This window comes from Caballeronia sp. LZ008 (assembly GCF_031451435.1).
GTDB classification, from domain to species: Bacteria; Pseudomonadota; Gammaproteobacteria; order Burkholderiales; family Burkholderiaceae; genus Caballeronia; species Caballeronia zhejiangensis.
Genome location: NZ_JARUXK010000004.1, coordinates 1,267,271 through 1,280,606 on the forward strand (window position 1 = coordinate 1,267,271; position 13,336 = coordinate 1,280,606).

Annotated in this window: 10 protein-coding genes; 7 read left to right on the plus strand and 3 right to left on the minus strand. The window is 64.5% G+C overall.

Annotation, left to right across the window (positions count from 1 at the left end):
• The first annotated feature begins 105 nt into the window (after nt 1–105).
• The 3 genes from QCE49_RS30875 to QCE49_RS30885 are packed head-to-tail and all read left to right on the plus strand — an operon-like array spanning nt 106 to nt 5,878.
• On the plus strand, nt 106–1,227 hold the full coding sequence (locus tag QCE49_RS30875; RefSeq protein ID WP_175979529.1) for an efflux RND transporter periplasmic adaptor subunit: 1,122 nt from the start codon (nt 106–108) through the stop codon (nt 1,225–1,227).
• Complete coding sequence (locus QCE49_RS30880) at nt 1,224–4,346, plus strand: efflux RND transporter permease subunit (RefSeq protein WP_250458025.1); 3,123 nt, start codon at nt 1,224–1,226, stop codon at nt 4,344–4,346. Before QCE49_RS30875 ends, QCE49_RS30880 begins: the two co-directional genes overlap by 4 nt.
• Nucleotides 4,343–5,878, plus strand: a complete 1,536-nt coding sequence (locus QCE49_RS30885; protein ID WP_250458026.1) for an efflux transporter outer membrane subunit — start codon at nt 4,343–4,345, stop codon at nt 5,876–5,878. The genes QCE49_RS30880 and QCE49_RS30885 overlap by 4 nt, the downstream gene beginning before the upstream one ends.
• Here the strand turns inward: QCE49_RS30885 and QCE49_RS30890 are convergent.
• The 3 genes from QCE49_RS30890 to QCE49_RS30900 all read right to left on the minus strand — a co-directional run bounded on the left by QCE49_RS30890 (nt 5,803) and on the right by QCE49_RS30900 (nt 8,883).
• A complete protein-coding gene (locus QCE49_RS30890; RefSeq protein WP_175979532.1) occupies nt 5,803–7,095 on the minus strand; it encodes a chloride channel protein in 1,293 nt (430 codons plus the stop codon). The two genes, QCE49_RS30885 and QCE49_RS30890, sit on opposite strands and share 76 nt — an antisense overlap.
• A gap of 91 nt (nt 7,096–7,186) precedes the next feature.
• Nucleotides 7,187–8,188 (minus strand): sulfate ABC transporter substrate-binding protein, encoded by a 1,002-nt coding sequence (locus QCE49_RS30895; RefSeq protein WP_250458027.1) that lies wholly within the window; start codon nt 8,186–8,188, stop codon nt 7,187–7,189.
• 95 nt (nt 8,189–8,283) lie between these two features.
• Nucleotides 8,284–8,883: an alpha/beta hydrolase gene (locus QCE49_RS30900; protein WP_008352843.1), complete on the minus strand. Its 600-nt coding sequence runs from the start codon at nt 8,881–8,883 to the stop codon at nt 8,284–8,286.
• A gap of 159 nt (nt 8,884–9,042) precedes the next feature.
• Here QCE49_RS30900 and QCE49_RS30905 point away from each other — a divergent pair, with 159 nt between their 5' ends.
• The 4 genes from QCE49_RS30905 (at nt 9,043) to QCE49_RS30920 (ending at nt 13,334) form a co-directional block, all read left to right on the plus strand.
• Nucleotides 9,043–9,849 (plus strand): GntR family transcriptional regulator, encoded by an 807-nt coding sequence (locus tag QCE49_RS30905; protein ID WP_250436068.1) that lies wholly within the window; start codon nt 9,043–9,045, stop codon nt 9,847–9,849.
• Between the two features lie 68 nt (nt 9,850–9,917).
• Nucleotides 9,918–11,654 carry a fumarate reductase/succinate dehydrogenase flavoprotein subunit gene (locus tag QCE49_RS30910; RefSeq protein WP_250458028.1) on the plus strand — a complete coding sequence of 579 codons (1,737 nt, stop codon included), beginning with the start codon at nt 9,918–9,920 and terminating at the stop codon, nt 11,652–11,654.
• Nucleotides 11,655–11,664: 10 nt separating this feature from the next.
• Nucleotides 11,665–11,910 carry a ferredoxin family protein gene (locus tag QCE49_RS30915; protein ID WP_008352838.1) on the plus strand — a complete coding sequence of 82 codons (246 nt, stop codon included), beginning with the start codon at nt 11,665–11,667 and terminating at the stop codon, nt 11,908–11,910.
• Between the two features lie 17 nt (nt 11,911–11,927).
• Entirely contained in the window at nt 11,928–13,334 is a 1,407-nt protein-coding gene (locus QCE49_RS30920; protein ID WP_250458029.1) for an ABC transporter substrate-binding protein, read from the plus strand.
• Nucleotides 13,335–13,336: the final 2 nt, after the last annotated feature.

Sequence of the window (13,336 nt, forward strand, 5' to 3'; positions counted from 1 at the left end):
CTGCCGGACAGCCCCGGACAACCCATTTCCCCTGCTTTGCCCACGAGCGGCGCGTCACGTCTTCGCGGCGCGCGGCACCATGCCCTTGCGGGCGCCGAGGTTCCTGTGAAGCTCTTGCACTCACCCGCGTCGGTCGTGGCGCGCGCGGCATTCGTCCCGATCGTCTGTGTTGCGCTCGTCGCCTGCAAGCGGCATGAAGCGCCTGCGCCCGCACCGCGTCCGGTCGTCGCCGTCGCGGCACAAGCCGACGGCCACGCGACCGCGTCGAGCCTGCCCGGTCAGGTGCAATCGCGTTATTCGACGCCGCTCTCGTTTCGCATCAACGGCAAGATTCTCGAACGGCGCGTGCGCCTCGGCGATAGCGTGAAGGCGGGGCAAGTCGTCGCCCGGCTCGATCCCGCCGATGCCGAGAAGAACAGCGCCAGCGCCCGCGCGCAGCTCGATGCGGCCGAGCATCAGCTCGTCTATGCAAAGCAGCAACTCGATCGCGATCGCGCGCAGGCCGCCGAAAATCTCATCGCGCCCGCGCAGCTCGAACAGACGCAGAACGCGTATGCGTCGGCGCTCGCGCAGCGCAATCAGGCGCAGCAGCAAGCGGGGCTCTCCGCCGATCAACTGCGCTACGCGACGCTCGCCGCCGATCACGCGGGCGTCATCACCGCAGAGCAAGCCGACACCGGCCAGAACGTCACGGCAGGCCAGGCCGTTTATACGCTTGCATGGAGCGGCGATATCGACGTGATCTGCGACGTGCCCGAAGCCGCGCTCGCCGCGTTCGCCGTCGGACGCGAAGCGAACGTGAAGCTCGCGGCACTGCCCGGCAAGACCTTCAAGGCGCGCGTGCGCGAACTGTCGCCCGCCGCCGACACGCAAAGCCGCACCTGGCGCGCGAAGCTCACGCTCGAAGCGCCGACGCCCGATGTGCGGCTCGGCATGACGGCGGACATCGCGTTCGCGGCAGCCAGCGACGCGAAAGGCGCGTTCACGATTCCATCGACGGCGCTCTTTCACGACAACGGCCATCCCGCCGTGTGGATCGTGAAGCAACCGGGCGATGCGCTCGAACTGCGGCGCGTCGAAGTCGCGCGCTATGGCGAGCGCACGGTGACGCTCGCGGGCGGCATCGCGGCGGGCGAGCGCATCGTGTGGCAAGGCGTGCATACGGTGTCCGCGGGCGAGAAAGTGCGCGTCGTCGCGCCGCTGCATCCCGAGGACTTCGCGTCATGAGCGATACACGCGAAGACAACGACGCCTATCGCCACGAAGAAGGCCGCTTCAATCTCTCCGCGTGGGCGCTGCGGCATCGCGCGCTCGTCGTGTTTCTCATCGCGATGGCGACGATCTTCGGCATCCTCGCGTACACGCGGCTCGCGCAGTCGGAAGACCCGCCTTTCACGTTCCGCGTGATGGTGATCCGCACGTTCTGGCCCGGCGCGACCGCGCGACAGGTGCAGGAGGAAGTGACCGACCGCATCGCGCGCAAGCTGCAGGAAACGCCCTACACGGATTTCATGCGCAGCTATTCGCGTCCCGGCGAATCGCTGATCTTCTTTCAGATGAAAGATTCCGCGCCCGCGAAAGACGTGCCCGAGGAGTGGTATCAGATCCGCAAGAAAGTGGGCGATATCGCCGCGACCTTGCCGCCCGGCACCCAAGGCCCTTTCTTCAACGACGAGTTCGGCGATGTCTACACCAACATCTACGCGCTCGAAGGCGACGGCTTCTCGCCCGCGCAACTGCACGATTACGCCGATTCGCTGCGCACGGTTCTGTTGCGCGTGCCGGGCGTCGCGAAAGTCGATTACTTCAGCGATCAGGAAGAGCGCATCTATGTCGAGATCCCCAATACGACGCTCACGCGTCTGAACATCTCGCCGCAGCAGATCGCGCAGGCCATCGACGGACAGAACGCCGTGTCGAGCGCGGGCGTGCTGACCACGCCGAACGATCGCGTATTCGTGCGTCCGAGCGGCCAGTTCAAGAGCGTGGACGCGCTCGCCGATACGCTCATCAACGTGAACGGGCGTTCGTTCCGGCTCGGCGATATCGCGACGGTCAAGCGCGGCTACATCGATCCGCCCGTCACGCAGATGCGTTCGGCGGGCGTGCCCGTGCTCGGCATCGGCATCACGATGCAGCCGGGCGAAGACGTCGTGCGTCTCGGCAAATCGCTCGATGAAACGATGATCAAGTTGCGTGCGCAACTACCCGCGGGTTTGAAGCTGACGGAGGTGTCGAGCATGCCGCGAGCGGTCTCGCATTCCGTCGACGACTTTCTCGAAGCGGTCGCCGAAGCGGTCGTCATCGTGCTGATCGTGAGCCTCGTATCGCTCGGCGTGCGAACGGGCATGGTCGTCGTGATCTCGATTCCCATCGTGCTCGCCGTCACCGCGCTCTTCATGTATTTCTTCGATATCGGCTTGCACAAGGTTTCGCTCGGCACGCTGATTCTCGCATTGGGTCTGCTCGTCGACGACGCGATCATCGCCGTCGAGATGATGGCCGTGAAGCTCGAACAAGGCTGGAACCGCACGCGCGCCGCCGCGTTCGCCTACACGAGCACGGCGTTTCCCATGCTGACCGGCACGCTTGTCACCGTCGCGGGCTTTCTGCCGATCGCGCTCGCGAAGTCGAGTACCGGCGAGTACACGCGTTCGATCTTCGAAGTATCGGCGATCGCGTTGATCGCATCGTGGCTCGCGGCGGTCGTGCTGATTCCGCTGCTCGGCTACAAGCTGCTTCCCGAGCGCAAGAAAGAAGCGCATCTGCCCGACGATCACGAACACGATATCTACGACACGAAGTTCTACGGACGCCTGCGCCGATGGGTCGGCTGGTGCGTGAAGCGGCGCTTCGTCGTGCTCGCAGTCACGGTCGTGCTCTTCGTCATCGCGATGGCCGGCTTCACGCTCGTGCCGCAGCAGTTCTTCCCCAGCTCGGATCGACCCGAACTTCTGATCGACGTGAGATTGCAGGAAGGCGCATCGTTCGAAGCGACCTTGCGCGAAGCGAAGCGTCTCGAAGAAGCGTTGAAGGGCCGCGATGAAATCGATCATGTGGTGAGCTTCGTCGGCACCGGCGCGCCGCGTTTTTATCTGCCGCTCGATCAGCAATTGCCGACGCCCAACTTCGCGCAGTTCGTCGTCACCGCGAAGTCGGTCGAAGCGCGCGAGCAGCTCGCGCGCTGGCTCGATCCGATGTTGCGCGAGCGCTTCCCCGCCGTGCGTACGCGCCTGTCGCGTCTGGAGAATGGTCCGCCTGTCGGCTATCCGGTGCAGTTTCGCGTGAGCGGCGACGATATCGGCACGGTGCGTCATATCGCGGAACAAGTAGCCGCCGACATGCGCGCCGACTCCCGCACGACGAATGTGCAGTTCGACTGGGACGAGCCATCGGAGCGCTCGGTGCGCTTCGAGATCGATCAACAGAAGGCGCGCGATGCGGGCGTCACGTCGCAGGACATATCGAGCTTTCTCGCGATGACGCTGACCGGCACGACCGTCACGCAGTATCGCGAGCGCGACAAGCTCATCAGCGTCGACTTGCGCGCGCCGCGCGCCGAGCGTGTGGATCCTTCGCGGCTCGCGACGATCGCGATGCCGACGCCGCACGGACCGGTGCCGCTGGGGGCGCTCGGCCGCGTCGTCGATACGCTCGAATACGGCGTGATCTGGGAACGCGACCGCCAGCCGACCATCACCGTGCAATCGGATGTGAAGGGCGACGCGCAAGGCATCGACGTGACGCACGCCATCGACGAGAAGCTCGACGAGATTCGCCGCGCATTGCCCGTGGGTTATCGCGTGGAAGTGGGCGGATCGGTGGAGGAAAGCGGCAAGGGTCAGGCGTCGATCAACGCGCAGATGCCGGTGATGGTGATCGTGGTGCTCACGCTGCTGATGATTCAATTGCAGAGCTTCTCGCGCGTGATGATGGTCGTGCTCACCGCGCCGCTCGGACTCATCGGCGTGGTCGTCACGCTGCTCGCATTCGGCAAGCCGTTCGGCTTCGTCGCGATGCTCGGCGTCATAGCGATGTTCGGCATCATCATGCGCAACTCGGTGATTCTCGTCGATCAGATCGAGCAGGACATCGCGTCGGGGCACAAGCGATTCGATGCGATAATCGGCGCGACGGTGCGGCGCTTCCGCCCTATCACGCTGACCGCAGCCGCCGCCGTGCTCGCGCTGATTCCGCTTCTGCGCAGCAACTTCTTCGGCCCGATGGCCACCGCGCTCATGGGCGGCATCACGAGCGCGACCGTGCTCACGCTTTTCTATCTGCCCGCGCTCTATGCCGCGTGGTTTCGCGTGAAGCTCGACGAACGCGAAGGAGCATCGTCATGAATCGCCGGCTATTGATGACTTGCGCGTGCGTCGCGTTGAATGCGTGCGCGCTCGGCCCCGATGGCAAGCCGCCCGCGATGCCGCAGCCCGCGCATTACGGCGCCGAAACGCAAGTGCAGGCGAGCGTGAGCGCAGAAGGCGCGTCGCAACGTTTCGATGTGGGCGCGAAGCCCGTGCCCGAATGGTGGAAGCGCTATCGGTCGGATACGCTGAATGCACTCGTCGATGAAGGCTTGCGCGCGAGCCCGAATCTCGCGGCAGCCGACAAGAGCCTCGTCGCGGCGCGCGAACAGTTGCGCGCGCAAGTGGGTTCGTCGCTGTTGCCGCAGATCGATGCGGGCGGACAAGCGACGCGGCAACGCGGCTTCGGCATTCCGCAGGGCGGCCCGCCGACCGTGCTCTACAACCTCTTCGTCGGGCAGATTCAGGCGCAATACACGTTCGATCTCTTCGGCGCGGCGCGCTATGCGAATGCATCGCTTGCCGCGCAGGTCGACCAACAGGCCTTTCAACTCGATGCCGCGCGCCGTGCGCTTGCTGCGAACATCGTGACGGGTGCGATCGGCGCGGCCGCGTTGCATGCGCAGATCGACGTGACGACGCGTCTCGTCGCGCTAGCCAACGACGACGCGCACGATGCCGAACGCCGCTACGCGCTCGGCTCCGCATCGCGCGCCGACATGCTCGCCGCACAGCAGAACGCGGCGTCGCTCGCATCGCAATTGCCGGGCTTGCGCGCGCAATGGCTTGCGACCCGCCACGCGCTCGCCGTCCTGCTCGGACGCACGCCCGATCAGGCGCCCGACGATCTCGATCTCGCGAGCCTCGCCGTGCCGTCCGATGTGCCGGTCGTGCTGCCGTCGGAATTGCTGCAGACGCGCCCCGACATCCAGGCCGCCGATTCGGCGTTGAAGGCGTCGGCGGCGCAAGTCGGCGTCGCGACGGCGCAGTTGTTTCCGAGCTTGTCGATATCGGCATCGATGGGCAAAGGCGGCTTCGACTGGCCGACCGCGCTCTCGGGCGCGGGCGCGTTGTGGAGCGTGGGCGCATCGCTGTCGCAGCCGATCTTTCATGGCGGCGCGCTGCTCGCGCAACGGCGCGCGGCCATCGCCACGTATGAGGCCGCCGTCGCGCAGTACAAGCAGACCGTGCTCGCGGCGTTTCAGAACGTCGCGAACACGCTGGCGTCGCTCGAAACGGACAGCGAAACGCTCGCCTTCGCCGATCGCGCGAGCAACGCGGCACGCGATGCATCGGCGGATGCGGCTGCGCGCGTGCGTCTCGGCGCGATCCCGCCTCGCGCGGCGCGCGGCAGCGAGCAGCAGTATCTCAACGCGCGGCTTGCGACGATCCGCGCGAGCAGCGCGCGTCTGAGCGATACCGCCGCGCTCTTTCAGGCGATGGGTTCGCCGGTTGCGCCGGAAGCATCGGTCGTGCAAACGCGATGTTCGGACGATCAGTCGGAGAGACCTCGCAACGTTTGCTGCGGCGCGGCCGAAGGCGCGGGCGAACGTTGCGCGAGCCAGCGATAGGTGAGCGTCGCGCCCGCTATCGCAATCGCCGACGGAATCAGGAAGTCGTGATCGAAACGCGTGAATTCGAGCATCAGCACGAGCGCGGTCAGCGGCATCTGCATCGCCGCGCCGAGAAACGCACCCGCGCCGATGACCGCGAACGCGCCGAGCGGCGTGCCCGGCCAGATGCCGTTCCACAGACTGCCGAGCACGATGGCGAGCAGCGCGCCGTTGGTGAGGCCCGGCGTGAGCAGGCCGCCTTGCGCGCCCGCGCGCAGCGAGCTCACTTCGATCGTTACCTTCAGCACGAGCAGCACGCCCGCGAGCGCGAAGCTCACGTGATCTTCGAAGGAAAGACCGGCCGGACCTTTGCCGTTTCCCGCGAGCTGCGGGTAATACATGACCAGCGCGCCGACTAGCGCGAAATTCGCGATCGTCAGCACAGGCAACGTCTTGCCGCGTGGCGCGTTTTCGCGTGCGGCGCTCGTGAGCTTCGCGAAAAGACGCGCGGCCGCCCCGAAAACCGGCGCCATGACAACGGCCCACGCGAGCAGTTGCGCGTTCAGCGTGAAGTCCGGCAGATGATACTGATGCCCGTCGCCGAGCCCGATCCACGCGACCATTGCCGCGATCGACGACGTCACGAACGCCGCCGCGATGATCGCGCCATCGAACGTGCAGAGCAGCACTTCCAGCACGAACACGGCGCCGCCGAGCGGCACGTTATAGACGGCGGCAAGCCCCGCGCCCGCGCCGCACGCGACCATGATGCGCGATTGCGCGGGCGTGAGTCCCGCGTAGTGCGCGAGCCAGCCGGACCATAACGCGCCGATTTCGCGCGGCGCGACTTCGCGGCCGAGCGGCGAGCCCATCGCGACCGTGACGATCTGCAGGAGCGCATGCGCGATCGTGCTGCCGGGCGGCATGCGCGGATCGTCGGCCTTGACGGCCTTCGCGATGCTGACGAGCGGTTTGCCGAAGCGATGCACGCACCACCAGCCGACGCCCGCGACGACACCGCAAAGCGTCAGCACGATGAAGCGCCGCGCGGGCGACGCAGCCGAAATGCCTTCGAGAAAGCTTTCGCCGCTGGTGAACGCATCGAGGCTGTAGCCGAACGCGACGTGCTGGATCAGATGCAGCAAGAGCGCCAGCGACATTCCGCCGAGACCCGCGCCCAGACCGACGAGCACGGTAACGACGATGAGCTTCGCGCTTGCGTTCGACGAGGGCATCGCAGTCACCGTTGGGGGAAAACGTACAGCTTAATCCCAAGTCCCCCCGTTGCTCTTCGCGCTGCGCACGCAGTTTCGAATACGAACGATGCTAGTTCTTGTCCGCCACGACCTGATCGAACGTGCCGCCATCGGCGAAATGCGTCTGCTGCGCCTTCTGCCAGCTTCCGAACATCTGCTCGACGGTGAAGGTTTTCAGCGGCTTGAACTCGCTCGCGTGTTTTGCAAGCACGTCGGCGTTGCGCGGACGCAGATGATGCTGCGCGATGATTTCCTGCGCGGCAGGCGTGAACAGAAAGTCGAGATACGCCTGCGCTTCCTTGCGCGTGCCGCGCTTGTCCACGACCTTGTCGACGATCGACACAGGCGGTTCCGCGAGCAGACTCACCGACGGATACACCGCCTCGAAGTCCTTCGCGCCCGGTCCCGCGCTCATCAGGCCGACTTCGTTTTCGAAGGTGACGAGCACATCGCCGATGCCGCGCTGCGTGAAGGTCGTCGTCGCGCCGCGCCCGCCCGTATCGAGCACGGGCACGTTCCTGAAGACGGCTTTCTCGAAGTCTTGCGCCTGCGCGTCGCTTGCGCCTTGCTGCTTCTTGAAGCCCCATGCCGCGAGATACGCATAGCGTCCGTTGCCCGATGTCTTCGGATTCGCTATCACCACTTGCACGCCGGGCCGCGCGAGATCGCTCCAGTCCTTGATGTTCTTCGGATTGCCCTTGTGGACGAGGAAAACCATCGTCGTCGTGTAGGGCGCGCTCGCGTCCGGCAGACGGCTGCGCCAGTTCGCGGGCACGAGCTGACCGCGCTCCGCGAGCAAGTCGATGTCGTTGGGTTGATTCATCGTGACGACATCGGCCTGCAAACCTTGCGTCACCGACAACGCCTGCGCGCTCGATGCGCCGTGCGACTGCCGCACCGATACCGTCTCGCCCGACTTCTTTTTGTAGTCAGCGACGAAGGCCGCGTCGATATCCTTGTACAGCTCGCGCGTCACGTCATACGAGACGTTGAGCAGCGTCGTGTCCGCATGCGCGAAGCTCGCCGCGATGCCGAGTGCAACCGTAACGATCAACTTCTTGTGAACTGCCATTTTCTCTCCAGAGACAAGGGGTTTGTCTACCGCACAACAGACAAAGGCCGCCCGAGGGCGGCCATGCATACATTGAACGAATTCAGACGGCGGGGTCAACCATACGCGCGCTGTTCCTCCTCTTCGTATTCGGGCGACGCGCGGCGGGCGAGCGTTTCGACGAAATGCTTCGCGAGCGGCCACGGCCCGAATCCCGCCGATGTATTGATATGCCCCGCATCGCCGAGATTGACGAACGCGCTGTTCCAGCGCTGCGCGAGCGTGCGCGCGTCGTCGAGCGGCATCCACGGATCGGTCTCGCTGCCGACGACGAGCGACAGCGTATCGAGCCTGCGCGCATTGAACGCGCCCGCGAAACGGAACTTCGCCGGGCTCGCGGGCGCGACGAACAGCACGCCCTTCACGTTCGGCAAGTATGCGTGACTCAGCGCATGTCCTGCCGCAAGACAGCCGAAGCTATGCGCCGCGATGACGACAGGACCGTCGATGCCCGCGAGGACGTCGAGGACGGCATCGCTCCAGATCGCGAGATTCGGCGTGCTCCAGTCGCGTTGCTCGACGCGCCGCGTGCCGGGCATCTCGCGTTCGAGCCAACTCTGCCAGTGCGCGTCCTCGCTGCCGTGCAAGCCGGGCACCGTGACGAGCGTGACCGCGTTTCCTGCGTTTCGTGCATCGGGCGCGTTACGATGATTCATCTTCGATCCTCGCTGGACTCGAACTGGACAGGTTCCATTCTCGTGCAGCGCGCAGCGGGCGCTAACCAATATTTCGTCATTTGTTTATGGCGATGCCGCCGGGGCGCGCCGCTATAATCGCAGCTCGAAGCGCCCGCCTTCCTTCCCCTTCCCGCTCTCATGCCGACCCGTCGCCCTTCCGTTTCGCTCGATTCGCACGTACCGCTCTACACGCAGATCAAGGACGTGCTGCGCTCCGGCATTCTCGATGGCCGCTATCCGCCGATGAGCCGCATGCCCTCGGAAAGCGAGCTGATGACGATGTTCGACGTGAGCCGCATCACGATCCGCCAGGCGCTCGGCGACCTGCAAAAGGAAGGGTTGATCTTCAAGGTCCACGGCAAGGGCTCGTTCGTATCGCAACCGAAGGCGTTTCAGAACGTGACGTCGCTGCAGGGTTTCGCCGAGGCGATGTCGGAGAGCGGACACGAGATCATCAATCGCGTCGTGCAGATGCGCGTCGTGGCCGCGCCGCCCGAAGTCGCCGCGCAACTCGCGCTTGCCGAAGGCAGCAGCGTCGCCGAGATTCATCGCGTGCGCCTGCTCAATCGCGCGCCCGTTTCGTACGAAGTGACGTTCCTGCCCGAAGCCATCGGCAAACGCCTGAAGCGCGCGGAGCTCGCCACGCGCGATATCTTCCTGATGCTCGAAAACGACTGCGCCGTGCCGCTCGGTCACGCCGATCTGGCGATCGACGCCATCGCCGCCGCGCCCGACATCGCGGATGCGCTCGACGTGAAAAAAGGCGCACCGCTTCTGCGCATCGAGCGCCTCACGCACGATGCCGGCGGCAAGCCCATCGACTTCGAATACCTCTATTTCCGAGGCGATACGTTCCAGTATCGGCTGCGCATCGATCGCGAACGGACCTCGCCCGCCGCATCGCGCGTTATTCGAAGCAGGCACAAGCAAAGCAAAAACAATTGATTCCCTCGCGGTTCGCGCACTTCTAGAATCTGGTCCTGACTTGTCATAACAAGCGGCGAAACCAGATCATGCAGACCCACGAACTCGAATACGACATCGTCGTCGTTGGCGGCGGCACGGCTGGGCCGATGGCCGCCGTCAAGGCGAAACAGCGCGACCCGAATCTGCGCGTGCTGCTCATCGACAAGGCGCACGTGAAACGCAGCGGCGCGATCTCGATGGGCATGGACGGCCTGAACAACGCGATCATTCCCGGCCACGCGACGCCCGAGCAGTACACGAAGGAAATCACCGTGGCCAACGACGGCATCGTCAATCAGGCCACGATTTATGCGTATGCGCGCCACAGCTTCACGACCATCGAGGAGCTCGATCGCTGGGGCGTGAAGTTCGAGAAGGACCATACCGGCGACTATGCCGTGCGCAAGGTGCATCACATGGGCGCGTATGTCTTGCCGATGCCCGAAGGTCACGACGTAAAGAAGGTGCTGTACCGGCAATTGAAGCGTGCGCGCGTGGAGATCACGAATCGCGTCGTCGCCACGCGTCTTTTGAATGGCCCGAATGGCGAGATCGCGGGCGTCATGGGCTTCGATTGCCGCACCGCCGACTTCTACGTGATCCGCGCGAAAGCGGTCATTCTCTGCTGCGGCGCGGCCGGCAGATTGGGCCTGCCCGCATCGGGCTATCTGATGGGCACGTACGAGAATCCGACGAACGCCGGCGACGGTTACGCGATGGCGTACCACGCAGGCGCGGAACTCGCCAATCTCGAATGCTTCCAGATCAATCCGCTCATCAAGGATTACAACGGCCCGGCATGCGCGTATGTGACGGGACCGCTCGGCGGTTATACGGCGAACGGCAAGGGCGAGCGCTTCATCGAATGCGATTACTGGAGCGGGCAAATGATGTGGGAGTTCTATCAGGAACTCCAGAGCGGCAACGGGCCGGTGTTTCTCAAGCTCGATCATCTCGCGGAAGAAACGATTCAAACGATCGAAACGATCCTGCACACCAACGAGCGGCCGAGCCGTGGGCGCTTTCATGCGCGGCGCGGTAACGACTATCGCTCGCGCATGATCGAGATGCACATCTCGGAGATCGGCCTGTGCAGCGGACACAGCGCATCGGGCGTATGGGTCGACGAGCACGCGCGCACTTCGGTGCAAGGGCTTTACGCGGCGGGCGACATGGCCGCCGTGCCGCACAACTACATGCTCGGCGCGTTCACTTACGGATGGTTCGCCGGTGAAGATGCCGCCGCGCATGTCGCCGGCCGCGCGCTGCCCGCGCTCGACGCATCGCAGATCGAACATGAGCGTGCCCGCATCTTTGCGCCGCTGTCGCGCGAACATGGCCTGCCGCCCGCGCAAGTCGAATACAAGCTGCGCCGCTTCGTGAACGACTATCTACAGCCGCCGAAAGTCACGCGTCGCATGGAGATCGGCCTGCAACGCTTCGCGGAGATTCGCGAGGACGTCGAGCGTCTCGGCGCCGCCGATCCGCACGAGCTGATGCGCGCCGCTGAAGTCGCCGCGATCCTCGATTGCGCGGAAATGGCCGCGCGCGCGTCGCTGTATCGCACGGAGAGCCGCTGGGGCCTTTATCACCATCGCGTCGATTTTCCTGAGCGCAACGATGACGAATGGTTCTGCCACGCGCATCTGAAGAAGGATGCATCGGGACGCATGACGTCCTTCAAGAAACCCGTGGAACCGTACGTGGTTCCCGTCGACGAGTCCGAGCGCGGCGCGTATTCGCGTCTGCGCGTGGCTCGCACGTCGCAGCCTGTCGCTGCATAGGAGAGAGAACATGGCACTCGTGCCCCGCGAAGCGCGCCAGCGCTCGAGTCTTCCCGTGATGATCGACGAAGACAAGTGCATCGCCGACAAGGGTTGCACGGTCTGCATCGATGTCTGTCCGATGGACCTGCTCGCAATCGATCCCGACACCGGCAAAGCCTTCATGAAGTTCGACGAATGCTGGTACTGCATGCCCTGCGAACGCGATTGCCCGACCAATGCCGTGCATGTCGACATTCCCTATCTTCTTCGATGATGACGAGGACTCGCTTCATGAAACGAACGCTATCCATCGCGCTTGCAGTCGCCTTGTTCGCGGGCGCTGCGCATGCGGAAACGATCCGCGTCGCTATCGGCACGCAGGACACGACGATCAATACCGCAGCCGGCGGCGCATTGATCCGCGAACTGCATCTGCTCGAAAAGTACTTGCCGCACGATGGCAAATACAAGGACGCGCAATACGACGTTCAATGGAAGAACTTCACGAGCGGCGCGCCGATCACGAACGAGATGGTCGCGGGCAAGCTCGATTTCGGCTCGATGGCGGATTTCCCCGGCGTGCTGAACGGCGTCGCGAATCAGAAGGCCGGCAAGAGCAGCATCTTCATCAGCGTGTTGTCGGGCAGCGTGCGCGGCAGCGGCAACGGCATCGTCGTGCCGACGGATTCGCCCGCGCAGTCCATCGCCGATCTGAAGGGCAAGACGATCACCGTTCCGTTCGCATCGACCGCGCACGGCATGTTGCTGCGCGCGGTCGCGGCGCAAGGATGGGACCCGGAGCGCGATGTGAATATCGTCACGCAGGCGCCCGAAGTCGCCGGACCCGCATTGCAGACGCGCAAGATCGACGCGCACGCGGACTTCGTGCCCTTCGCGGAGCTGTTTCCGTATCGCGGCTTCGCGCGCAAGATCTACGACGGCTCGCAGGCGGGATCGCCTACGCTGCACGGCACGCTCGTCGAAAAGGACTATGCGCAGAAGTATCCGGAGATTGTCGTCGCGTACTTGCGTGCCGCGATCGAAGCGAATCGTCTGCTCACGGCGGAACCCGAGAAGTACAGCGAGCTGATTGCGAAGGTGACGGGCATCGAGCCTGAAGTCGACTATCTCTTTCACGGTCCGCTCGGCTTGCAGACGCGCGATCTCACATGGAAGCCCGAGTATCGCAAGGCCGTGCAGACATCGTTCGATACGCTCAAGCTGCTCAAGCGTGCCGACGGCGATCTGAACGCCAATAGCTTCATCGACGATAGTTACTTGCGCGCCGCATTCAAGGCCGAGCATCTCGACTACGAAGCGGCACTGAAGAACTATGCGCCGGCGCCGCTCGTCGCGAACGATGCGCTGACGGGCAAGCCCATCGCAAAGACGGATCGCGTCGCGCAGATCTGGGTGCGCGGCGAGCCGAAGGTGCGCAGCTATGCGTCGCCGGAAGAAGCGGTGCGCGAGCTCGGCACGCTCGAACGCGATGGCAAACAGGTGCGCGCGTTCTATGCGCAGGATCGTGAGAGCGGCATCAAGCTGCTCGGCAATCAGGCATGGTTCGCGAAGAACGGCGACGGCCAGTTGAACGCGTTCCTGCTGAAGGATCGCGCCGAGGCCTGGGCGAACGCGCACGGCGGACAAGTGCTCGACTTCGCCGCCGCGCGCCAGCCGACCGCGCTCGCCAACCGATGAGG

Coding starts and splice junctions, on each gene's coding strand:
- QCE49_RS30900 (WP_008352843.1), bottom strand. CDS start 8,883: ATGAATCATCGTAACGCGCCCGATGCACGAAACGCAGGAAACGCGGTC.
- QCE49_RS30910 (WP_250458028.1), top strand. CDS start 9,918: ATGCAGACCCACGAACTCGAATACGACATCGTCGTCGTTGGCGGCGGC.
- QCE49_RS30895 (WP_250458027.1), bottom strand. CDS start 8,188: ATGGCAGTTCACAAGAAGTTGATCGTTACGGTTGCACTCGGCATCGCG.
- QCE49_RS30885 (WP_250458026.1), top strand. CDS start 4,343: ATGAATCGCCGGCTATTGATGACTTGCGCGTGCGTCGCGTTGAATGCG.
- QCE49_RS30890 (WP_175979532.1), bottom strand. CDS start 7,095: ATGCCCTCGTCGAACGCAAGCGCGAAGCTCATCGTCGTTACCGTGCTC.
- QCE49_RS30905 (WP_250436068.1), top strand. CDS start 9,043: ATGCCGACCCGTCGCCCTTCCGTTTCGCTCGATTCGCACGTACCGCTC.
- QCE49_RS30915 (WP_008352838.1), top strand. CDS start 11,665: ATGGCACTCGTGCCCCGCGAAGCGCGCCAGCGCTCGAGTCTTCCCGTG.
- QCE49_RS30880 (WP_250458025.1), top strand. CDS start 1,224: ATGAGCGATACACGCGAAGACAACGACGCCTATCGCCACGAAGAAGGC.
- QCE49_RS30920 (WP_250458029.1), top strand. CDS start 11,928: ATGAAACGAACGCTATCCATCGCGCTTGCAGTCGCCTTGTTCGCGGGC.